Source organism: Sphingobium sp. PAMC28499, from assembly GCF_004795815.1.
Lineage (GTDB): Bacteria > Pseudomonadota > Alphaproteobacteria > Sphingomonadales > Sphingomonadaceae > Sphingobium > Sphingobium yanoikuyae.
This window is the reverse complement of record NZ_CP039248.1, coordinates 1,218,827-1,242,405: the sequence shown is the minus strand read 5'-3', so window position 1 is coordinate 1,242,405 and position 23,579 is coordinate 1,218,827. Positions and strand designations below refer to the sequence as shown.

The 23,579-nt window shown below is 66.2% G+C and carries 16 protein-coding genes and 1 tRNA gene; 16 read left to right on the top strand and 1 reads right to left on the bottom strand.

Going from position 1 to position 23,579, the window contains the following annotated elements:
* Nucleotides 1-90 precede the first annotated feature (90 nt).
* The 5 genes from E5554_RS05945 (at nucleotide 91) to gltB (ending at nucleotide 8,970) form a co-directional block, all read left to right on the top strand.
* A complete protein-coding gene (locus E5554_RS05945; RefSeq protein WP_136186246.1) occupies nucleotides 91-1,020 on the top strand; it encodes a complex I NDUFA9 subunit family protein in 930 nt (309 codons plus the stop codon).
* Between the two features lie 183 nt (nucleotides 1,021-1,203).
* The gene (locus tag E5554_RS05940; RefSeq protein WP_048936215.1) at nucleotides 1,204-2,013 is read left to right on the top strand and encodes an undecaprenyl-diphosphate phosphatase; all 810 of its coding nucleotides are present in this window, start codon (nucleotides 1,204-1,206) and stop codon (nucleotides 2,011-2,013) included.
* Between the two features lie 165 nt (nucleotides 2,014-2,178).
* Entirely contained in the window at nucleotides 2,179-3,630 is a 1,452-nt protein-coding gene (locus E5554_RS05935; RefSeq protein ID WP_136186245.1) for an NAD(P)-dependent oxidoreductase, read from the top strand.
* Nucleotides 3,630-4,349, top strand: a complete 720-nt coding sequence (locus tag E5554_RS05930) for a DUF2059 domain-containing protein (RefSeq protein ID WP_136188270.1) — start codon at nucleotides 3,630-3,632, stop codon at nucleotides 4,347-4,349. Before E5554_RS05935 ends, E5554_RS05930 begins: the two co-directional genes overlap by 1 nt.
* Before the next feature lie 85 nt (nucleotides 4,350-4,434).
* Nucleotides 4,435-8,970 (top strand): glutamate synthase large subunit, encoded by a 4,536-nt coding sequence (gltB, locus tag E5554_RS05925; protein ID WP_136186244.1) that lies wholly within the window; start codon nucleotides 4,435-4,437, stop codon nucleotides 8,968-8,970.
* On the opposite strand, the gene E5554_RS05920 is transcribed toward gltB, so the two are convergent.
* Nucleotides 8,971-9,486 carry a hypothetical protein gene (locus tag E5554_RS05920; protein ID WP_136186243.1) on the bottom strand — a complete coding sequence of 172 codons (516 nt, stop codon included), beginning with the start codon at nucleotides 9,484-9,486 and terminating at the stop codon, nucleotides 8,971-8,973. It abuts the gene before it with no gap.
* Nucleotides 9,487-9,626: 140 nt separating this feature from the next.
* Here E5554_RS05920 and E5554_RS05915 point away from each other — a divergent pair.
* The 11 genes from E5554_RS05915 to E5554_RS05865 all read left to right on the top strand — a co-directional run bounded on the left by E5554_RS05915 (nucleotide 9,627) and on the right by E5554_RS05865 (nucleotide 23,579).
* Nucleotides 9,627-9,713, top strand: a tRNA-Leu gene (locus E5554_RS05915).
* A 136-nt stretch (nucleotides 9,714-9,849) separates the two neighbouring features.
* A complete protein-coding gene (locus E5554_RS05910) occupies nucleotides 9,850-12,117 on the top strand; it encodes an FdhF/YdeP family oxidoreductase (RefSeq protein ID WP_136186242.1) in 2,268 nt (755 codons plus the stop codon).
* The gene (gene fdhD / locus E5554_RS05905) at nucleotides 12,114-12,965 is read left to right on the top strand and encodes a formate dehydrogenase accessory sulfurtransferase FdhD (RefSeq protein WP_136186241.1); all 852 of its coding nucleotides are present in this window, start codon (nucleotides 12,114-12,116) and stop codon (nucleotides 12,963-12,965) included. The genes E5554_RS05910 and fdhD overlap by 4 nt, the downstream gene beginning before the upstream one ends.
* A gap of 287 nt (nucleotides 12,966-13,252) precedes the next feature.
* Entirely contained in the window at nucleotides 13,253-13,411 is a 159-nt protein-coding gene (locus E5554_RS05900; RefSeq protein WP_004209804.1) for a hypothetical protein, read from the top strand.
* A gap of 8 nt (nucleotides 13,412-13,419) precedes the next feature.
* On the top strand, nucleotides 13,420-15,855 hold the full coding sequence (locus tag E5554_RS05895; RefSeq protein ID WP_136186240.1) for a TonB-dependent receptor: 2,436 nt from the start codon (nucleotides 13,420-13,422) through the stop codon (nucleotides 15,853-15,855).
* A gap of 22 nt (nucleotides 15,856-15,877) precedes the next feature.
* Nucleotides 15,878-17,296 carry an MFS transporter gene (locus E5554_RS05890; protein ID WP_136186239.1) on the top strand — a complete coding sequence of 473 codons (1,419 nt, stop codon included), beginning with the start codon at nucleotides 15,878-15,880 and terminating at the stop codon, nucleotides 17,294-17,296.
* Nucleotides 17,297-17,327: 31 nt separating this feature from the next.
* Nucleotides 17,328-18,266 (top strand): TauD/TfdA family dioxygenase, encoded by a 939-nt coding sequence (locus E5554_RS05885; protein ID WP_136186238.1) that lies wholly within the window; start codon nucleotides 17,328-17,330, stop codon nucleotides 18,264-18,266.
* Between the two features lie 104 nt (nucleotides 18,267-18,370).
* Complete coding sequence (locus E5554_RS05880; protein WP_136186237.1) at nucleotides 18,371-20,005, top strand: arylsulfatase; 1,635 nt, start codon at nucleotides 18,371-18,373, stop codon at nucleotides 20,003-20,005.
* Nucleotides 20,006-20,157: 152 nt separating this feature from the next.
* On the top strand, nucleotides 20,158-20,958 hold the full coding sequence (gene lptB, locus E5554_RS05875) for an LPS export ABC transporter ATP-binding protein (RefSeq protein WP_017501511.1): 801 nt from the start codon (nucleotides 20,158-20,160) through the stop codon (nucleotides 20,956-20,958).
* A 45-nt stretch (nucleotides 20,959-21,003) separates the two neighbouring features.
* Nucleotides 21,004-22,521 carry an RNA polymerase factor sigma-54 gene (gene rpoN, locus E5554_RS05870; protein WP_017501512.1) on the top strand — a complete coding sequence of 506 codons (1,518 nt, stop codon included), beginning with the start codon at nucleotides 21,004-21,006 and terminating at the stop codon, nucleotides 22,519-22,521.
* 206 nt (nucleotides 22,522-22,727) lie between these two features.
* On the top strand, nucleotides 22,728-23,579 hold the full coding sequence (locus E5554_RS05865) for a D-amino-acid transaminase (protein ID WP_037507221.1): 852 nt from the start codon (nucleotides 22,728-22,730) through the stop codon (nucleotides 23,577-23,579).

The following is a 23,579-nucleotide window of genomic DNA, read 5'->3' as shown; positions in this document are numbered from 1 at the left end:
GCCGCCGGCGGGCGGTTGTCAGCGGGCGGCGGAAGTTGCAAGGGAAACGGCACGAACTTTCCCCTTTTCGAACAGCATGGGACGCGCGTGATGAAGGACAATCTGGTAACCATCTTCGGCGGCGGCGGCTTTCTCGGGCGCCAGGTCGCCCAGGCGCTGATGGCACGCGGCGCGCGCGTCCGCATCGCCCAGCGCGACCTCGCCAATTCGGTCAAGGTGAAGGCGCTCGGCAATCTGGGCCAGACCCAGTTCGTCGCGGCCAATATCCGCAAGCCCGACACCGTCGCCCGCGCCCTCCACGGCAGCGACATCGTCATCAACCTGGTCGGCATATTGAGCGGCGATTTCGACGCGGTCCAGCATGAGGGCGCCGCCAATGTCGCCCAGGCGGCGGCCGCCGCCGGCGTCACCGCGCTGGTCCATGTCTCGGCGATCGGCGCCGATGCGGCCAGCCCCTCGGCCTATGGCCGGTCCAAGGCTGCGGGTGAAGCCGCCGTGCTGGCCGCCTTCCCGACCCCGACCATCGTGCGCCCGTCGATCATCTTCGGCCAGGAGGACCAGTTCCTCAACCGCTTCGCCGGCGTCGCCAGCAGCGGCCCGGTCGTGCCGGTGATCGGCGCCGCCACCAAATTCCAGCCCGTCTATGTCGGCGACGTTGCCGAGGCGATCGCCAATGCGGCGCAGCAGCCCGGCGTCTTTGGCGGCAAGACCTTCGAACTCGCCGGCCCGCAGGTCATGAGCATGAAGGAAATCAATGCCTGGGTCGCCAAGGCGATCGGCCGGGGCGACAAGCCGCTGGTCGAAGTGCCCGGCGCCTTCGCCTCGCTGCTGGCGATGCTGCCCGGCGGCCCGATCACCCGCGACCAGCTCGCCATGCTGGGCCAGGACAATGTCGCCGCGCCCGGCGCGCCGGGCCTTGAGGCGCTGGGCGTCGCCCCCACGCCGATGGCCGCCGTCGCCGAACGCTGGATGGTCCCCTATCGCAAGCATGGCCGCTTCGCCGGCCGCGTGAAGGCCTGATCCATTCCCGCCATCGGCTCGACGGGCCGATGATCGGCCACGACCGGCCGTGGCCATGCCGCTTTGCCTTTTCGCTGCACTGCGGCATGGTGCATCCCTGACATATAGGCATTGCCCGGCCCTCTCCCTTCGCGGGGGGAGGGCTTGGCTTATGCGCCCCCTGCTTGAGGATCCGACATCCCCATGGACATGCATTATCTGACGGTCATCCTGCTCGGCATCGTGGAGGGATTGACCGAATTTCTCCCCGTGTCCTCGACCGGCCATCTCATCCTGGCGAGCGAGCTGCTCGGCTATGATGCGTCGGTCTGGGCGATGTTCAACGTCATGATCCAGCTCGGTGCGATCCTCGCCGTCGTCGTCCTCTACTGGCGCACCTTCTGGGCGGTGGCCATGGGCCTGCTGCGCCTCGATCCGGTCAGCATCCGCTTCGTGCGCAACCTGCTAGTCGCCTTCATCCCCGCCGTCGTCATCGGCCTTGCCCTGCACGACTATATCGACACGCTGCTCGGATCGCCCCGCGTGGTCGCGGTCGCGCTGGTGGTCGGCGGCGTCGCCATCCTGGTGATCGAACGCCTGATCAGGGAACAGCGCTTCCACGGCATCGCCGACATTCCGCTGGTCCGCGTCATCGGCATCGGCTTCATCCAGTGCCTCGCCATGGTGCCGGGCGTCAGCCGCTCGGGCGCGACCATCATGGGCGCACTGACCCTGGGCGTCGAGCGCCGCACCGCTGCGGAATTCAGCTTCTTCCTCGCCATCCCGACCATGCTCGGCGCCTCGACGCTGGAACTGCTCAAGAAGGGCGACCAGCTCACCAGCGCCCAGGTCGGCTGGGACAGCATCGCGCTCGGCTTCGTCGTCTCCTTCATCGTCGCGCTGCTGGTGATCAAATGGTTCGTCGGGCTGGTGTCGCGCCATGGCTTCGCACCCTTTGCCTGGTATCGAATCATTGCCGGCATCGGCGCGCTGGTCTGGCTCAGCCTGAGATAAGGCCGATACGGACCTAATATTTGAAAGATAATTACAGCGCCGCGACAGCCTTTTCCCAAACCGCCAGATAATAGGTCAGCTTAACTGCCCTAAATGCCAGAATCCGCGTGACTCCGCGGGTTTTCCTGCTATGCGCACTGCAAACAATCGTTGCAGGGAAATGCCATGGCTGAAAATCCGATGCTGAAGTTCGTGGGCAAGGAACAGGCCTATCCGGAAAAGCGCGGCGCTGATGCGCGCGCCGAGGACTTTCTGGAAATCAGCAAGTCCTTCATTCTGGACAAGGCCGAGGAACAGGCGTCGCGCTGCTCGCAATGCGGCGTGCCCTATTGCTCGACCCACTGCCCGCTACACAATCATATCCCCGACTGGCTGCGCCTGACCGCCGAAGGGCGCCTGCGCGAAGCCTATGAACTGTCGAACCTGACCAGCACCATGCCGGAAATCTGTGGCCGCATCTGCCCGCAGGACCGTCTGTGCGAAGGCAATTGCGTGATCGAATTTTCCGGCCACGGATCGGTCACCATCGGCTCGGTGGAAAAGTTCATCACCGACACCGCCTGGAAGGAAGGCTGGGTCGAACCGCTCGTCCCCGGCGCCGCGCGCGGCCAGTCGGTCGGCGTCATCGGTGCCGGCCCCGCCGGCCTCACCACCGCCGAATATCTGCGCGTCGCGGGCTATGAAGTGCATGTCTATGACCGGCACGACCGCGCCGGCGGCCTGCTGACCTATGGCATCCCCGGCTTCAAGCTGGAAAAGGATGTCGTCATGCGCCGCGTCCAGCGCCTCAAGGATGGCGGCATCATCTTCCACGAAGGGTTCGAGGTCGGCCGCGACGCCAGCATGGAACAGCTGCGCGCCAAGCATGATGCGATCCTGATCGCCACCGGCGTCTACAAGGCCCGCGACATCAAGGCGCCGGGCGTCGGCGCACCGGGCGTGGTCAAGGCGCTCGACTATCTCACCGCCTCCAACAAGGCGGGCTTTGGCGATGCCGTGCCCGGCCATGAGGATGGCACCCTGCTCGCCACCGGCAAGGATGTCGTCGTGATCGGCGGCGGCGACACCGCGATGGATTGCGTCCGCACCGCCATCCGCCAGGGCGCCAAGTCGGTAAAGTGCCTCTATCGCCGCGACCGCGACAATATGCCCGGCTCGCAGCGCGAAGTCGCCAATGCCGAGGAGGAAGGCGTCGAGTTCGTCTGGCTGACCGCGCCGATCGCCTTCGAGGGCACGGAGCATGTCACCGGCGTCAAGGTGACGAAGATGCGCCTGGGTTCGCCCGACGCATCGGGCCGCCGCGCACCCGAGCCCGATCCGGGCAGCGAACATACGCTGGAAGCCGATCTGGTCATCAAGGCGCTGGGCTATGATCCCGAAGACCTGCCCCGCCTGTTCGGCGCCGACGACCTGTCGGTCACCCGCTGGGGCACGCTGCGCGTCGATCACAAGACGATGATGACCAGCATGGACGGCGTCTTCGCCGCCGGCGACATCGTGCGCGGCGCATCGCTGGTGGTCTGGGCCATCCGCGATGGCCGCGACGTGACCGACCATATGCACAAATATCTCAAGGCCAAGGCCGTCGCCGCCGCCAGCGAGAAGGTTGCCGCGTGATGCGCCTCGCCTTCCTGTCCCTGTTTCTGCTGGCGACCCCGGTCGCCGTGCAGGCGCAGACGCCGGCGGCGCCTGTAGCCACCGAGCAGCCGGTCGATCCGGCGCTGCTCGCCAAGGCGCAGCCGATCGCGGCCCTCATCCTGCCCGACGGCACGATGGAAAAGATGATGGGCCCGATGATGCAGAAGATGATGGGCCCGATGATGGACAGCATGACCAAGATGCCCATCCGCGAGTTCCTGAAGGTCGGCGGCATCGACCCCGAACGGGCCGAAGGCCTGGGCGAAGGCACGATGGAGGAAATGATGGCGATCCTCGATCCCAATTTCCGCAAGCGGATGGACGTGATCGTCAACACCATGATGCCCGCCATGGGCCGCTTCATGGGCCGTTACGAACCGGACATGCGCGCCGGCATGGCGGAGGCTTTTGCCTATCGCTACAATGCGAACGAACTGGATCAGATCGCCGCCTTCCTGAAGACGCCGACCGGCGCCAAGTTCGGCGAGGGCTTCATGCAGCTGGCAACCGACCCCCATTATATCGGCCGCATGCAGAAGATCATGCCCGACATGATGAAGGCCATGCCGGAGATCATGCAATCCTCGCAGGCCGAACTCGCCAAGCTGCCCAAGCCGCGCACCTATAAAGACCTGACCAAGGCCGAACGCGACCGCCTCACCGCATTGCTCGGGGCGGACACGCAAAAGGCAAACTGACGATCGACGCCGGCACGCCGGCACCAACAGAATGAAGGCGGCCGTGCCCCAAGAAGGGGACGGCCAGATGCAAGGGTAAGTCATCATGACCGACACCAATTTCATGGCCAGCCCCGAAGAGCGCGCACGCATTGCTGCCGAGGGCATGTATCATCCCGAGATGGAGGGCGATGCCTGCGGCGTCGGCCTGGTCGCCGCGACCGACGGCCGGCCCAGCCGCCGCGTCGTCTCCTCCGCGATCGATGCGCTGAAAGCCGTGTGGCACCGCGGCGCGGTCGACGCCGATGGCAAGACCGGCGATGGCGCGGGCATCCATGTCGACCTGCCGGTCCGCTTCTTCGACGATGCGATCGCCGATTCGGGCCACAAGCCGCTGCCCAATCGCCTCGCCGTCGGCATGATCTTCCTGCCGCGCACCGACCTCAGCGCGCAGGAAACCTGCCGCACCATCGTCGAAGCGGAAATCATCGACGCGGGCTACACCATCTATGGCTGGCGCCAGGTGCCGGTCGACGTCTCCGTCATCGGCGAGAAGGCGCAGCGCACCCGTCCCGAAATCGAGCAGATCATGATCGCCGGCCCGATGCCGGAGGAACGCGACGTCGGCGAGTTCGAGAAGGATCTCTACCTGATCCGCCGCCGCATCGAGAAGAAGGTGATCGAAGCGCAGATCAGCGACTTCTACATCTGTTCGCTGTCGTGCCGCTCGATCATCTACAAGGGCCTGTTCCTCGCCGAATCGCTGTCGGTCTTCTATCCGGACCTGCAGGATGAGCGGTTCGAGAGCCGCGTCGCCATCTTCCACCAGCGCTATTCGACCAACACCTTCCCGCAATGGTGGCTGGCCCAGCCGTTCCGCACCCTCGCCCATAATGGCGAGATCAACACGATCCGCGGCAACAAGAACTGGATGAAGAGCCACGAGATCAAGATGGCCTCACTGGCCTTTGGCGAGCAGTCGGAGGACATCAAGCCGGTGATCCCGGCCGGCGCGTCGGATACCGCCGCATTGGACGCCGTGTTCGAAGCGATCTGCCGCTCGGGCCGCGACGCGCCCACGGCCAAGCTGATGCTGGTGCCCGAGGCATGGCAGGCGGAAAGCGCCGAACTGCCCAAGGCGCATGCCGACATGTATGAATATCTCGCCTCCGTGATGGAGCCGTGGGACGGCCCGGCCGCGCTCGCGATGACCGACGGCCGCTGGGTCGTGGCCGGCGTCGACCGCAACGCGTTGCGCCCGCTGCGCTACACGCTGACCGGCGACAATCTGCTGATCGTGGGTTCGGAAACCGGCATGGTCGTCGTGCCCGAGACCATCATCGTCCAGAAGGGCCGCATGGGTCCGGGCCAGATGATCGCGATCGATCTGCAGGAAGGCGAAGTCTATGACGACCGCGCGATCAAGGATCGCATCGCGGGCGAGCGCCCCTATGGCGACCTGATCAAGGACTTCCTCGACATCACCGACCTGCCCGACGTCCCCAGCGCCCTGCCGGCATGGGACAAGGCGGAACTGACCCGGCGCCAGGTCGCGGCCAACATGACGCTGGAGGATATGGAACTGATCCTCGCGCCGATGGTGGAGGATGCCAAGGAAGCGATCGGCTCGATGGGTGACGACACGCCGCTGGCGGTCATCTCCGACAAGCCGCGCACCATCAGCCATTTCTTCCGCCAGAATTTCAGCCAGGTCACCAACCCGCCGATCGACCCGTTGCGCGAACGGCATGTGATGAGCCTCAAGACGCGCTTCTCCAACCTCCACAACATCCTGGAGGAAGATGCGCAGAACAGCCATGTGCTGGTGCTGGAATCGCCGGTGCTCAACAGCGCCGAATGGGCGCGGCTCAAGGCCTATTTCGGCCCGGCCGTGGCCGAAATCGACTGCACCTTCCCCTCGACCGGCGGCCAGGAACAGCTGCGCGCAGCGATCGCCCGCATCCGTGAGGAAGCCGAACAGGCGGTGCGCGAAGGGCGCAGCGAACTGTTCCTGACCGACGAGCGTGCCGGGCAGGACCGGGTCGCGATCCAGGGCGTGCTGGCGGCCGCGGCCGTCCACACCCATCTCGTCCGCAAGGGCCTGCGCAGCTATGCGTCGATCAACGTGCGGTCGGCCGAAGCGCTCGACACCCATTATTTCGCGGTGCTGATCGGCGTCGGCGCGACCACGGTGAACGCCTATCTGGCCGAAGCCAGCATCGCCGATCGCCACGCCCGTGGCCTGTTCGGCGACCTGACCCTCGACCAGTGTTTCGAGCGTCAGCGCACCGCGATCAACGAGGGTCTGCTCAAGATCATGTCCAAGATGGGCATCGCGGTCGTCAGCTCCTATCGTGGCGGCTATAATTTCGAAGCGGTCGGCCTGTCGCGCGCCCTGGTCAACGATCTCTTCCCCGGCATGCCGGCGAAGATTTCGGGCGAAGGCTATGCCTCGCTCCACTATTCGGCGATGCTGCGCCACGACAAGGCCTATGACAGCGCGGTCGTCCGCCTGCCGATCGGCGGCTTCTATCGCCAGCGCAACGGCGGCGAGGCCCATGCCTATTCCGCCCAGCTGATGCACCTGCTGCAGACCGCCGTCGGCACCGACAGCTATTCGACCTATCTGCAATTCTCGCGCGGTGTGCGCGACCTGCCGCCGGTCTATCTGCGCGACCTGATGGAGTTCAACTTCGCCCGCGAGGCGGTGCCGATCGACGAGGTGGAAGCCACCACCGAGATCCGCAAGCGCTTCGTGACGCCGGGCATGTCGCTGGGCGCGCTCAGCCCCGAAGCGCATGAGACGCTGGCGATCGCCATGAATCGCATCGGCGCCAAGGCGGTGTCGGGCGAGGGTGGCGAGGATGCCGCGCGCTTCAAGCCCTATGAGAATGGCGACAACGCCAATTCGGTCATCAAGCAGATCGCGTCGGGCCGCTTCGGCGTCCATGCCGAATATCTGGGATCGGCCGAGGAAATCGAGATCAAGGTCGCGCAGGGTGCCAAGCCCGGCGAGGGCGGCCAGCTGCCCGGCTTCAAGGTGACCGAATTCATCGCCCGCCTGCGTCACTCGACGCCCGGCGTGACGCTGATCTCGCCGCCGCCGCACCATGACATCTACTCGATCGAGGATCTCGCGCAGCTCATCTATGACTGCAAGATGATCAACCCGCGCGCCCGCGTCTGCGTCAAGCTGGTCAGCCAGGCCGGCATCGGCACGGTCGCGGCGGGCGTGGCGAAAGCGCATGCCGACGTCATCCTGGTCGCCGGCCATGTCGGCGGCACCGGCGCCAGCCCGCAGACCTCGATTAAATATGCCGGCACGCCGTGGGAAATGGGCCTGTCGGAAGCCAATCAGGTGCTGACCCTCAACGGCCTGCGCCACCGCGTGAAGCTGCGCACCGATGGCGGCCTCAAGACCGGGCGCGACATCGTCATCGCCGCGATCCTGGGCGCCGAGGAATTCGGCATCGGCACGCTGTCGCTGGTCGCCATGGGCTGCATCATGGTGCGTCAGTGCCACAGCAACACCTGCCCCGTGGGCGTCTGCGTGCAGGATGAGAAGCTGCGCCAGAAGTTCACCGGCACCCCGGAAAAGGTCATCAACCTGATGACCTTCATCGCCGAGGAAGTGCGCGAGATCCTGGCCCGCCTGGGCTTCCGCAGCCTCGACGAAGTGATCGGCCGCACCGAACTGTTGAAGCAGGTCAATCGCGGCGCCGAGCATCTCGACGATCTCGACCTCAACCCGATCCTGGCCAAGGTCGACGCCCCCGACGAGCATCGTCGCTTCAGCCTGCCCCAGTGGCGCAATGAAGTGCCCGACAGCCTCGACGCGCAGATGATGAAGGATGCCCGCGCCGTGTTCGAGCGCGGCGAGAAGATGCAGCTGACCTATACGGTGCGCAACACGCACCGCGCCGTCGGCACCCGCCTCTCCTCCGCCGTGACCGAAAAGTTCGGCATGTCGACGCTGGCGGACGGCCATCTGACCGTGCGGCTGCGCGGTTCGGCCGGCCAGTCGCTTGGCGCCTTTCTCTGCAAGGGCATCACCCTCGAAGTGTTCGGCGACGCCAACGACTATGTCGGCAAGGGGCTTTCGGGCGGCATCATCAAGGTACGCACGACCGTGTCCTCGCCGCTCTCGTCGAAGGACAACACCATCCTTGGCAACACCGTCCTCTACGGCGCGACCAGCGGCAAGCTGTTCGCGGCGGGCCAGGCCGGCGAGCGCTTCGCGGTCCGCAATTCGGGCGCGAAGGTGGTGGTCGAGGGCTGCGGCGCCAATGGCTGCGAATATATGACCGGCGGCACCGCCGTGATCCTGGGCAAGACCGGCGCCAATTTCGGCGCGGGCATGACCGGCGGCATGGCCTTCATCCTCGACGAGGATGGCAGCTTCCCGAGCCGCGCCAACCCGGAAAGCATCGTCTGGCAGCGTCTCGACAGTGCCCATTGGGAAGGCGAGCTGAAGGCGCTGATCGCCGAACATGCGGTCGCGACCGACAGCAAATGGTCGAACACCATCCTGGAGGATTGGGATCGCTGGCGCCGCTACATCTGGCAGGTCTGCCCGAAGGAAATGGTCAATCGCCTGGCCCATCCGCTGAGCGACGCATCGACCCCGGTCGCTGCCGAATAATTACTGCGGCAAGCCCGCCTCTGCCGGTTCTGCGGGGACCGGCGGGGGCGGCGCCGTCGTCGCCGCGACCGGCCTCAGCGCCGGTCCCGGTTCCGCCTCGCCCGCCGCGAATCGCTCGATCCGCGGCGGCAGGCGATCGACCCGCACCGTCGGCTGCGGCAACGGCGGGTCACCCAGCGCCGCCGATTCGACCGGCTGTTCCTCTTCCGCCAGATAGTCGCGCACCGCCGGATCGCGCGATTCGCCGATCATGCCATCGGCATCCAGCCCCGCCATGTCGGCTTTCATCCGCCGTTCCTCCAAGGTCGGCCCGCATCCGGTGCAGGTCACGAACGCCGGTCCGCGCTCGGCCTCCGGCAAATTCGGCACCGCCGCCATGTCGCCGTTATCCAGTTCCGCCTCCAGCGCAGGCCGCACCGGCTTTTGCGGGCTGGTGACATAGGCGCCCAGGCCCAGCCCCATCACGGCGGCGGCCACCATAGCGCCGCCCGATCCCACCCAGAAATGCAACGACATGGGGCCAGCCCCCTTTCGCAACCGACTTTCTGCCAAACAAAGATAACGTTGATGCCGATCACTGGTTGCATGACCCAAAAGCCTTTGCTAAGGGCCGCCTCCTACCAAGGCACCGGCCCCGCCGGTTTCCCTGTTGATGTGCGGTCGTGGCGGAATTGGTAGACGCGCAACGTTGAGGTCGTTGTGGCCGAAAGGCCGTGGAAGTTCGAGTCTTCTCGACCGCACCATCACTTTCCCGATAGCTGCAGATGATGATGACAGCCCCCTTCGGGCACCACCCATCCTGCCTGCCCGGCCTTGGTTCTCCAGCCGAATTTTCCTATATCCGACGCGGGGCACCGCGATGATGTGGGACAGACGACCATGGACAAATCCGCCGAAGACCTGATCCCCGACACGGTGGAAGGCGTCTCCAGCTATGACGGCCCTGCCGGCGGCTGGGGCGCGCTGCGTGCAGTGGCAAAGACGGTCGCCGAACAGATGCGCGCCAGCCCCGACACCCGCGCCCTGCTCCAGATGAACCAGCCCGACGGCTTCGACTGCCCCGGCTGCGCCTGGCCCGACCCCAAGCACACCTCTTCGTTCGAATTCTGCGAGAATGGCGCCAAGGCGGTCACCTGGGAAGCGACGGTCAAGCGCGTCGATCCCGATTTCTTCGCCCGCCACAGCGTCAGCGAATTGTGGAACTGGACCGACCACAAGCTCGAAGATGCCGGCCGCCTGACCGAGCCGCTGCGCTATGATGCCGCGACCGACCATTTCGTGCCGATCAGCTGGGACGAAGCCTTTGCCCGCGCCGGCGCCGCGCTCCAGGCGCTCGACCATGCCGACCAGGCCGAATTCTACTGCTCGGGCCGCGCGTCGAACGAATCCGCCTTCCTCTACCAGCTGTTCGCCCGCGAGTTCGGCACCAACAATTTCCCCGACTGCTCGAACATGTGTCATGAGGCGACCAGCACCGGCCTCCCCAAGTCGATCGGCATCGGCAAGGGCACGGTGACGCTGGAGGATTTCGACCATGCCGACGCGATCTTCTGCATCGGCCATAATCCGGGCACCAACCATCCCCGCATGCTGAGCACGCTCGCCGCCGCCTCCAAGCGCGGCGTGCCGATCATCGTCGCCAACCCGATGCGCGAACGCGGGCTGGAGCGCTTCAAGTCGCCCCAGCATCCCACCGAAATGCTCTCGCCCGGCGCCACCCCGCTCGCGTCCGCCTATCATCAGGTGCGGATCGGCGGCGACATGGCGATGCTCAAGGGGATGATGAAGGCGCTGCTGGCGATCGAGGCGCAGCGGCCCGGCACGCTCGACCACGAATTCATCGCCCAGCATACCGAGGGCTTCGACGCCCTGCGCGCCGATATCGAGGCCACCCAATGGCCGTGGATCGAGCGCCTGTCCGGCCTCACCCGCGAAGCGATCGAGAGCATGACCCATGTCTATGCCAGGGCCGATCGGGTCATCATCTGCTACGGCATGGGCATCACCCAGCATCGCCACGGCACGCAGAATGTGCAGGCGCTGGCCAACCTGCTGCTGCTGCGCGGCAATTTCGGCAAGCCGGGCGCCGGCATCTGCCCGCTGCGCGGCCATAGCAATGTGCAGGGCGACCGCACCGTCGGTATCACCGAACTGCCGACCGAAGCGATGCTGCAACGGCTCGACACCGCCTTTTCCATCCAGTCGCCGCGCAAGCATGGCCATAATGCGGTCGAGGCACTGGCCGCCATGCACGCTGGCGAATCAAGGGCGCTGATTTCCCTCGGCGGCAATCTCGCCGTCGCCATGCCCGATCCCGACGCCTGCTTCGCCGCCGTGCGCCGACTCGACCTGTCGGTCAACATCCTCACCAAATTCAACCGCACCTGCCTGCTGACCGCGCGCGAGACACTGGTCCTGCCCTGCCTTGGCCGCACCGAACTGGATCTGCAGGCCGCCGGCCCGCAATGGGTGACGGTGGAGGACAGCATGTCGATGGTCCACGCCTCGCGCGGCAAATTGAAGCCCCCCTCGCCCCATGTCCGCTCCGAACCGGCGATCGTTGCGGGTCTGGCCAAGGCCGCCATGCCCGCCAGCCGCACCGACTGGGACGGCATGGTCGCCGATTATGACCGCATCCGCGACGGGATCGAGGCAGTCTATCCCGACTTCCGCGACTTCAACATCCGGGTGCGCGAGCCCGGCGGCTTCCGCCTGACCATCGGCCCCAGCGACCGCATCTGGAACACGCCCAGCGGCAAGGCGCAGTTCATCACCCACCCGGTCGCGCCCGACGAGGGCGCGCTGCCGCTGCTGCTCACCACCATCCGCAGCCATGACCAGTATAATACGACCATCTACAGCTATGATGATCGCTATCGCGGCATCCATGGCCGGCGCGACATCATCTTCGCGAACGAGATCGATCTGGCGGAGATGGGCCTGGCCCATGGCGACAAGGTCGATGTGACGACGCCGGCCGGGCGCGAATTGCGCGGCTTCACCATCGTCATGCACGCCATCGCGCGCGGATCGCTCGCGGCTTATTACCCCGAGGCGAACAATCTCGTCCCGCTCGACGATTATGATCCGGCCAGCGGCACCCCCGCCTACAAGTCGATTCCCGTCATGGTGCGCGCGGCCCGATGAGCGACGCCGACCGGCCCGTCCGCTTCACCCGGATCACCCCGGACGGCGGCCGCGCACCCGTCACCCGCGCGGTCGCGGTCGAATGCCCGGTCGCGCTCGAATATAATGGCATCGGCTATGCCGTGCTGATGGCGACCCCGGCCGATCTCGACGATCTCGCCACCGGCTTCGCCTTGTCCGAACGGCTGATCGATAGTGCCGCCGACATCATCGACATCGATATCCATGAAGCGCCCCAGGGCCTGCTGCTGCGCATCCGCCTGATCGCCGATCGCCATGACCGCATCCTCGCCCGCGTCCGCCACCGCGTCGCCGAATCCTCCTGCGGCCTGTGCGGCATAGAGAATCTGGAGCAGGCGCTGCGCCCGCTGCCACGCGTCACCGCCGTCACCCAGGCCAGCGACGATGCCCTGTTCCGTGCCCTCGATGCGCTCGACGCGCGCCAGCCGGGCAATCAGCGCACCGGCGCGCTCCACGCCGCCGCCCTCGCCGCATCCGACGGCACGCTGCGCCTCGCGCGCGAGGATGTCGGCCGCCACAACGCCTTCGACAAGCTGATCGGCGCCATGGCCCGCGCCGGCCTTGGCTGGGATGGCGGCTTCGCCCTCCTCTCCTCGCGCTGTTCCTATGAACTGGTGGAAAAGGCCGCGCTCGCCGCCTGCCCGCTGCTCGTCACCCTTTCCGCCCCCACCAGCCTCGCACTCGATCGCGCCGCCGAATCGGGCCTGCGCCTCATCACCCTCGCCCGGCGCGACGCCATGCTCGAACGGGCGGACGGACCGGCACAGCGCAATTTGGGCACGGCCAAGCAAAACTTGGTTGAGCCAGACACTCTATCTTATAAGTAGAGATTGCCTGAAACGGAGCGGACTGGTCCCCGCCCGGATGACGACATCGGCATCGGACCCGCGGCTTTTGATCGGGATGCAGCTTGCTCCGCGTTACCAACAGCTAAAGCGCACGATGCCCGGGCGACGACGCCAGCTTCGTGTTCCCCCCAACAGAATGGGGAATGAAACGATGTGCCATCCATCTGAAATCTAGGGCCTGACGCCCACCACGCAGCGCGCTGCTTCTCAGCGCGCCTCCATCCGCCCGTCCTCCGCCGATGCGTCGTGCGGGAAAGGGGGATCGCATGCCCGTGGAAGCTCGCGGCCGACGCGCATCGCCGCACCCAGCCTATTCCGTGTCGCTGCTCCAGGCGGCCGCCGCGCTCTACGGCCTGAATGCCGTGCGCGACGATGCCCTGCGTCCGCAGCCCACAAGCAGAACAGACAAGAAATTCAGGGAGTAAGCCTCTTCATGTCCCAAGTCCTCGCGCCCAGCCGACCCCGGCACGGCCCGTCCCTCCGTCGCCTGCTGCTCGCCGGCGTCGTCCTCGGCCTGCTGCCGAGCGCGGCCCATGCCGCCGACGAACCCGCCGCCGCGGCGCCTGCCCCGGCCCCCGAAGCCGCCGTCGATGAAGGCGATTATGGCGCCCCCATCCTGGTCACCGCCCGCCGCCGCGCCGAAAAGGCGCAGGACGTGCCGGTCGCCCTCTCAGTCGTCGGCGGCGATCTGGTCGAACAGCGCGGCGACTATACGCTCGCCGCCGTTCAGCAGGTCGCGCCCAGCCTCCAGCTGTTCAGCTTCAACCCGCGCAACACCAACATCAACATCCGCGGCCTCGGCTCCAATGTCGCCCTGACCAATGACGGCCTCGAAAATGGCGTCGGCGTCTATATCGACGATGTCTATTATGGCCGCGTCGGCGCCAGCCAGTTCGACCTGGTCGACCTCGAACGGATCGAGGTGCTGCGCGGGCCACAAGGCACGCTGTTCGGCAAGAACACCACCGCGGGCGCCATCAACATCACCACCCGCCAGCCGAGCTTCGATTTCGGCGGCCAGGTGGAAGCGACGCTGGGCGACTATGGCTTCCATCAGGTGCGCGGCTCGGTCACCGGTGGCCTCACCGACTGGGCCGCAGTGCGCGTCAGCATTGCCGACACCCATCGCGATGGTTTCCTGACCAATGTCCATAGCGGCAAGAAAATTCACGATTACGACAATTTCACCGCGCGCGGCCAGCTGCTGCTGACCCAGGGTGAGGGCTTCAGCCTGCGCCTGATCGGTGACTATGCCAAGCAGACGCTCAATTGCTGCGTCCGCCTGCCCAGCACCGTCTTCACCACCTATGATGACGGCAACACCATCGCGAACAATTTCGCGATCCGCGCCGCACGCGCCGGTTACACGCCGCTCGCCACCGATCCCTTCGCCCGCAAGGTCGATGTCGACGGCCAGTTCCAGGCGAACATGAATCAGTGGGGCATTTCGGGCAAGGCCGACTGGGATGTCGGCCCGGTCACGCTCAGCTCCATCACCGCCTATCGCGCCTGGAACTGGTACCCCCGCAACGACAGCGACGCCACCTCGCTCTCGGTCAACACGCTCAACCACCAGGAAAATAACCAGCGCCAGTTCAGCCAGGAATTTCGCGTCGCCTCCAATGGCGACACCCGCCTCTCCTATGTGCTGGGTGCCTATTATTTCTGGCAGATCATCAACGGCTCGGGTGCCGCCGGCTATGGCCCGGACGCGCCGCTCTGGCTCTTCCCCAATGCCGATCCGGTGGTCAGCAATGCGGCGGTCAACGGCTTCGTCGCCCGCTCCAGCTCCAATCCCGAGACGAAGAGCGCCGCGCTGTTCGGCCAGGCCAGCTACGCCATCATCCCCGACAGCCTCTCGCTGACGCTCGGCCTGCGCTACACGCACGAGAAGAAGCAAGGCAGCTACAGCCAATGGTGGGCGGAGGGGAATGATCTCTCCAGCCTGACCGCGGCCCAGCGCACCGCCGCGATCGCGCTGCGCAACAGCCTCAACCCCGTCACCAGCTACTCGACCGGCTTCACCGACAACAGCCTCTCGGGCCTCGCCACCCTGTCCTACAAGGTGACGCCGGACGTGCTGGTCTATGCCACCTATTCGCGCGGCAACAAGTCGGGCGGCCTCAACCTCACCAACATCCCGGCCGGGGTCAGCCCCGATGTCGGCGGCGAGAAGGTCGACAATTACGAAGCGGGCGTGAAGAGCCAGTTCTGGGGCGGCAAGGCGACGCTCAATGCCGCCGCCTTCTGGACCAACATCTTCGACTATCAGACCGCGATCACCGAACAGATTGTCGGCACCAACAGCACCCGCAATTACATCACCAACATCCCCGAGGCGCGCGCGCGCGGCTTCGAGCTGGACGGTGCGCTGGCGCTCAGCCGCTATGTCAATCTCAACGCCTCGCTCGCCTACACCGACGCCTATTATGTCGACTTCAAGAACGGCCCGACCCCGGTCGAGTCGCTGAACCCGACCACCGGCGGCTCGGCCGTGACCGACCTTAGCGGCAAGCCGCTGTCGGGCGTCCCCGAATGGTCGTGGAGCGCGGGCGGCGACTTCGCCATTCCGCTCGGCACCACCAAATGGGGCGACGCGCAATTCTATGGCCGCGCCGACTATAGCTGGCGTTCCTCCTACTACACCGCCGTGTCGGACAGCCGCTACTCGCTGGTGCCCAGCTACGGCGTCGCCAATGCGCGCATCGGCGTGCGGCTGGACGATGGCCTGATCGACCTGTCGCTCTGGGCCAAGAACCTGTTCGACAAGGATTATGTCGACACGCTCTCGGTCGCGAACACCGGCCTCGTCACCGCCACCGTCGGCGATCCCCGCACCATCGGCGTCACCCTGCGCAGCAAATTCTGACCCCCCATCCGGAGGCAAGATCATGGCTACCCTTCCCTACGCAGACTATCTGGATGACCGGACCCGGCAACGGGTCCGGCCGGAAGATCCCGCCCGCGTCGGGGAGGGGGAGCCCTCGCGCCTGCGCCTCACCGGCTTCGCCTCGATCGCGGTGCCGATCGCCGGCGCCGGCCTGCCGCTCGCCCTGTTCGTGCCCCAGCTTTACGCCACCCAGTTCGGCCTTTCGCTCGCCACCATCGGCTTCATCTTCCTGCTGGGCCGCATCTGGGATGTCAGCGCCGATCCGCTGGTCGGCGCGCTCAGCGACCGCACCCGCAGCCGCTTTGGCCGGCGCCGCCCGTGGATCGCAGCCGGCGGCCTGCTGTTCGGCCTGTCCTCCGCCCTGCTCTTCTTCCCGCCAGCCGCGCTGGTGACGCCCGCCTATCTCGGCGCCGCCCTCTTCTTCTTCTATCTCGGCTGGTCGATGATCGAGATCCCGGCCTCCGCCTGGGCCGGCGAGCTGTCACGCCATTATCATGGCCGCACCCGCGTCGTCAGCTATCAGGCGCTGCTGCGCGCCATCGGCCTGCTCGCCGTGCTGGTGCTGCCGACCATCCTCGATCAGGTCGAACCGGGCAATGGCACGCTTAAGCTGCAATTGGTCGGCGGCTTCATCATCGCCACCCTCATCCCCAGCCTCGTCCTCACCCTCTTCTCCGTGCCCGAACCGCCGGTGCCCGCCACCCCGCCGGTCCGCCAGAGCTTCTGGCGCGCCACCAGCGTCATCTTCTCCGACCGGCTGCTGCTGCGCGTCCTCGCCTCCGACGCGGTGGTCACCGCCGGCCAGTCGATCCGCGCCAGCCTGATCGTCTTCTTCGCCGTCTGGTATATGGGCCTGCCCGCCTGGGCGAGCGGCCTCTATCTGCTCCAGTTCATCTTCGGCGTCGCCGCCGCACCGATCTGGCTGCGCATCGGCACCCGCATCGGCAAGCGTCAGGCGGCGATCAGCGGCGAGGTCGCCCAGGCAGCGATCAATATCGGCCTGCTCTTCGTCTTCCCCGGCGGCCTGCCGCTGCTGCTCGCCCTCACCATTGCCCAGGGGCTGACCCAGGGGTCGGGCAACCTGATGCTGCGCGCCATGGTCGCCGATGTGGCCGACGCCCACCGGCTGCGCACCGGCCATGACCGCACCGGCCTCTTCTTCTCAGTCTTCGCCCTCTCGGCCAAGCTCGGCCCGGCGATCGGCATCGGCATCGCCCTGCCGCTCATCGCCTGGCTCGGCTTTGCCGCCGGCCCGCACAACGATCCCACCGCGCTCGAAGGATTGAAGAGCGTCTTCGCCCTCGGCCCGGCCCTGGCCCACATCATCGCCACCCTCATCATCTGGCGCTTCCCGCTCGACGAAGCCGCCCATGCCGAAATCCGCCGCGCCCTCGATCAGCGCGACGCGATCCCCGCCTGACCGTCCACGCATAAACTCAAGGAGACCTGCCATGACCATCCTGACCCAGAGCTTCCTCAACGCCGCCGATGCCGACGGTCCGCTCGATGTCGTTCCCGTCGCCGGCCGTATCGGCGCGGAGATTCGCGGCGTCGCGCTGGGCGGCGACCTTGACGACGCCACCATCGCCGCGATCCGCGCCGCCCTCGTCCGCCACAAGGTGATCTTCTTCCGCGCCCAGCATCATCTCGACGATGCCGGCCAGGAAGCCTTTGCCGAACGGTTCGGCAAGCCCGTCGCCCACCCGACCGTCCCGGTCGTGCCCGGCTCCAAATATCTGCTGGAACTGGATTCGAAGGAAGGCCGCGCCGCATCGAGCTGGCACACTGACGTCACCTTCGTCCCCGCCTATCCCGAATCCTCGATCCTGCGCGCCATCGTCATCCCGCAGGCGGGCGGCGACACGCTCTGGGCCAATACGGCGGCCGCCTATGAGGAACTGCCCGAACCGCTGCGCCAGCTCGCCAACAGCCTGTGGGCGGTCCATTCCAACCTCTATGACTATGCCTCGGTCGTCACCAATGCGAACGAGGAAGCGGTGAAGCGCTATCGCGAAGTCTTCGCCTCAACCGTCTATGAAACCGAACATCCGCTGGTCCATGTCCATCCCGAAAGCGGCGAGCGCTCGCTGATCCTGGGCCATTTCTTCAAGCAGTTCGTCGGCCTCAGCCAGGCCGAAAGCCAGCGCCTGTTCGCCACCTTCCAGGATGCCGTGACCCGGCCGGAAAATACCGTGCGCTGGCGCTGGCAGCCGGGCGACGTCGCCATCTGGGACAATCGCGCCACCCAGCATCGCGCCATCGCCGATTTCGGCACCCAGCATCGCCAGCTCCGCCGCGCCACCATCGCCGGCACCGTCCCTGTCTCGATCGATGGCCGCAACAGCCGCATCATCAAGAAGGAAGATGGCAAGATTGCCGAAGCCGCCTGAGCAGGGCTTGCTCACCCCCCAACCTGTCCCCGAACTCAGGTAAATCCCTTCGGCACACTGGGCCGCGTTCTTTTCGGACGCGGCCCCTTTTCACGGAAGACCCCATGAAGCTCCGCACTGTCCTTGCCAGCCTGGCGCTGGCCACCGCCCTCACCACGCCCGCGGCGGCGCAGGAAAAGCGTCCCAATTTCCTGGTGATCGTCGCCGACGACCTGGGCTATTCCGATCTCGGCGCCTTTGGCAGCGAGATAGCCACACCCAATCTCGACCGGCTCGCTCTGTCGGGCGTGCGCCTGACCGGCTTCCACACCGCGCCCACCTGCTCGCCGACCCGCTCGATGCTGCTGTCGGGCACCGACAATCATCGCGCCGGCCTTGGCACCATGGCGGAAATGCAGGCCCCCAATCAGGTCGGCAAGCCCGGTCATGAGGGCTATCTGCGCACGGACATCGCCGCCCTGCCCGAAGTCCTGACCGCCGGCGGCTATCGCACCCTCTTTTCGGGCAAATGGCATCTGGGCCTCACGCCGCAGCAGGATCCCCATGCCCGCGGTTTCCAGCACAGCTTCGCGCTGCTGCAGGGGGCGGGCAATCATTATGGCACCGACATTTCGGCCACGCCCAAGCCCGGCTTCACCACCTATCGCGAGGATGGCCGCACGCTCGAAAACCTGCCCAGCGACTATTATTCCTCCGACGCCTTCGCCACCAAGCTGATCGATCAGATCAAGGCGACCAAGGACGACAAGCCCTTCTTCGCCTATCTCGCCTTCACCGCGCCGCACTGGCCGCTACAGGCCCCGGCCGAAACCATCGCCAAATATAAGGGCCGCTATGAGGCGGGCTATGAAGCGCTGCGCGCCGAGCGGCTCAAGAAGCAAATCGCCCTCGGCCTGGTCCCGGCCAGTGCCGCGCAGCACCCCCTTGAAAATAGCAAGCCCTGGGCAGAGCTGACCCCGGACGAAAAGAAGACCGCGTCGCGGACGATGGAAATCTATGCCGCGATGGTCGACCGGCTCGACCAGAATGTCGGCCGGGTGATCGATGCGCTCAAGGCCAGCGGCGAATATGACAACACCGTCATCCTCTTCCTCGCCGACAATGGCGCCGAGGGGATGGATCTGGTCCATGCCAGGAATCCCCGCTTCCGCGCCCGCGCCGAAGCGGCCGACAACAGCTATGACAATCTGGGCAAGGACAGCAGCTATATCAGCTATGGCCCCGGCTGGGCGCAGGCGGCAACCACCCCCTCCTGGCTCTACAAGGCGTTCGCGACCGAGGGTGGCACCCGCACCACCGCCTTCCTCTCCGGACCAGCGGTCAAGAAGCCCGGCAGCATCGCCCATGACTATCTCAATGTCATGGACGTCGCCCCCACGCTGATCGACCTCGCCGGCATCGCCCCGCCCAAGGGGACGTTCCAGGGCCGCACCGTCCAGCCGATCCGCGGCACCAGCTGGGCGCCCTGGCTCGCCGGCACGGCGCCGACGGTGCATCCCGCCAGCGAGGCGATCGGCACCGAATTGTTCGGCTCGCGCGCATTGCGTCAGGGCGACTGGAAGATCACCGATGCCGGCGATGGCCAATGGCATCTGTTCAACATCGCCGCCGATCCGGGCGAAACCACGGACCTGTCTGCCCGTGAGCCGGCGCGCCGGACAGCGCTGGAAAAGGCGTGGGACGCCTATGCCAGCGATGTCGGCGTCGTCCTGCCCAACCCGCGCATCATGGTGGAATGACCCGTGCATCAGGGGGATGGCACGCCCATCCCCCTCTTCTCCATCGCATTTTCCCCTTGCCCCGGCGGCGATCCCATGCACAAAGCTTGCCAATTGCCGCAGGCGGACCCATGTCCACCGCACCCCGATTTGGCGGCACAAGGATTGAAGTGATGGACGATGTGACGATCCAGGACAGGGCCGCCCAGGAAAGGGCAGCCTCCGCGCGACCGCTCGCTCCGCAGGAAGTGGGCGAGGGCCTGTCCGTCATCTCGATCGCAAAAAGCTATGACAAGCGCGTCGTCCTGTCCGACGTGTCGCTGACCGTGGGCAAGGGCGAGGTCGTCGGCCTGCTCGGCCCCAATGGCGCGGGCAAGACGACCTGCTTCTATTCGGTCATGGGCCTCGTCCGTCCCGACCAGGGCCGCATCATCCTCGACGGCCAGGATATTACCGGCCTGCCCATGTATCGCCGCGCGATCCTGGGCCTGGGCTATCTGCCACAGGAAACCTCGATCTTCCGCGGCCTGACGGTCGAACAGAATATCGGCGCCGTGCTGGAAATGGCCGAACCCAACAAGGCCGCCCGTGCCGAGAAGCTGGAACAGCTGCTCGACGAATTCGGTCTCACGCGCCTGCGCGATTCCGCCGCCATGGCGCTGTCGGGCGGTGAACGGCGCCGCTGCGAAATCGCCCGCGCGCTGGCCGCCGATCCCTCGATCGTGCTGCTCGACGAGCCTTTCGCCGGCATCGATCCGCTGTCGATCGCGGACATTCGCGACCTGGTGAAGCAGCTCAAGACGCGCGGCATCGGCGTCCTCATCACCGACCATAATGTGCGTGAGACGCTGGAAATCGTCGACCGCGCCTGCATCATCTACAGCGGTCAGGTGCTGTTCGCCGGCAGCCCGACCGAACTGGTCGCCCATCCCGATGTTCGCCGCCTCTATCTGGGCGAGAATTTCCAGCTCTGACATGATCGGCCGGCGCCCCCTCGCTGATGCAGGACGGCCCGGCTGATGGCGCTCGGGCCACGCCTCGACATCCGCCAGAGCCAATCTCTGGTGATGACGCCGCAGCTCCAGCAGGCGATCAAGCTGCTGGCTCTGTCCAATCTGGAGATCGAGGCGTTCGTCGCGGGCGAACTGGAAAAGAACCCGCTGCTCGAACAGGGTGCCGCCGATGACGGCGGCCGGGAAGGCAGCGGCGTCGACCGCGAGGTGGAGGCGCCGACCCTGGCCGCCGAAACCGGCGCCAGCGACGATCTGATTGCCCAGGGCCTGGGCGGCGCCGACAGTCCGCTCGACGTCGATCATGGCGCGGAAACCTTCATCGACGATGGCCCGGCCGACCGCATGGCCGCGGGCAGCGGCTCAGGCTCTCTCGACATGCTCGGCGGCGGCAGCGGTTCGGGCGAAGCGGTCGATTTCGACAGTTTCGCCAATGCCGCGCCCAGCCTGCAGGAACATCTGATGGACCAGGCCCGCAGCACGCTGTCGGGCATGGACCTGCTGATCGCCACCCAGTTGATCGGCCAGATCAGCGAAGCGGGCTATCTGGAGGCCAATCTGCTCCAGACCGCCCATGGCCTGGGCGTGCCGCTTTTCACGGTCGAGGCCGTGCTCGAAGTTATCCACAGCTTCGACCCCACCGGCGTGGGCGCCCGCTCGCTCGCCGAATGCCTCGCCCTTCAGGCGAAGGAGGCGAACCGCTACGATCCCTGCATCCAGCGGCTGCTCGCCAATCTCGACCTGCTGGCCAAGGGCGCCCTGCCCCAGCTGCGCCGCATCTGCGGCGTGGATGAGGAGGATCTGGCCGACATGATCCGCGAACTGCGCGGCTATGATCCCAAGCCCGGCCTGCGCTTCGCCAGCGACAGCGCCACGCCGGTCACGCCCGACCTGTTCGTCAGCCGCACCCGCGAAGGCTGGGGCATAGAGGTCAACAGCGCCACGCTGCCGCGCGTGCTGGTCAACCGCACCTATTATGTCGAACTGGCCGGCGGCCCGCAGGACAAGGCGAGCAAGGCCTGGCTGGCCGACTGTCTCGCCAGCGCCAACTGGCTCGTAAAGGCGCTCGACCAGCGGCAGAAGACGATCATCAAGGTGGCGAGCGAGATCGTCCGCCAGCAGGAGGATTTCTTCCGCAATGGCGTCGCTTATCTCAAGCCGCTGACGCTGCGCGCGGTCGCCGACGCGATCGAGATGCATGAATCGACCGTCAGCCGCGTCACCTCGAACAAATATCTCTCCTGCCCGCGCGGCCTCTACGAACTCAAATATTTCTTCACCAGCGGCGTCGCGGCGGCGGATGGCGACGGCGCCGTCTCGGCCGAGGCAGTCAAGAGTCATATCAAGGCGCTGATCGGCGCGGAGGAGGCCCATGCCATCCTCTCCGACGATACATTGGTCGACCTGCTGCGCGCCAAGGGCATGGACATCGCCCGCCGCACCGTCGCCAAATATCGCGAATCCATGGGCATCGGCTCCTCGGTCCAGCGCCGCCGGCAAAAGGCGCTCAAGGGCAAGGCAGCCTGACCTGTCCTACAGTGCCCCTTTCCCCTATCATCGGCGCTGCCATTCCCTGACTTTCCGATAGGATCAGGCCAGCGCAAGATAATGTCACAATGTGCGGGAAATATGCGAAGTTAAGCGGAGCAAATCCTATTTCGCTGCCTTGACCCCGGCCGCCGCGGCGGCAAAAGCGGCGGCACAAATCACCAGATCAAGGATCGCCCGCCGCCATGTCCGTCGCCTATCTCAACGGCCAGTTTCTGCCGCTCGAAGACGTCCGCATCTCCCCGCTCGATCGCGGCTTCCTGTTCGCCGACGGCATTTATGAAGTAGCGGCCGTGATCGATGGCCGGCTGGTCGACAGCGCCAGCCATCTTGCCCGGCTGGAACGTTCCTGCACCGAAATCGGCATCACCCTGCCACTCACCCTGGACGAGATCGAGGCGGCGCAGAAGGCGCTGGTCGCCCATAACGGCCTTGGTGAGGGCCTGGTCTATCTCCAGATCACCCGCGGCGCCGATGTCACCCGCGACTTCATCCCGCCGGCCGGGCTGCAGCCGACCCTGTTCATGTTCGTCCAGGACAAGACATTCCTCGACGTCCCCGCCGCCAGGACCGGCGTCGCGGTCGCCACCATGGCCGACCTGCGCTGGGCGCGGCGTGACATCAAGAGCGTCGGCCTGCTCGCCCAGGCGATGGCCAAGATGGCGGCCAAGGAAGCCGGCGCGCAGGAAGCCTGGATGATCGAGGATGGCTTCATCACCGAAGGCGCCTCCTCCACCGCCTTCATCGTCACCGACGAAGGCATCGTCACCCGCCCCTACAGCCAGTCGGTGTTGGCCGGCTGCACCGGCGCGGCGCTGACGGCCCTTGCCGAGGAAAGCGGCATCGCCGTCATCCGCCGCCCCTTCACCCTCGCCGAAGCGCTCGCCGCGAAGGAAGCCTTCATGACCAGCGCCTCCACCTTCTGCCTCTCGATCGTCAGGATCGACGGCCAGCCGGTCGGTGACGGCACCCCCGGCCCGGTCGCGACCCGGCTGCGCGAACTCTATATCGACTTCGCCCGCCGCACCGCGGTCTGA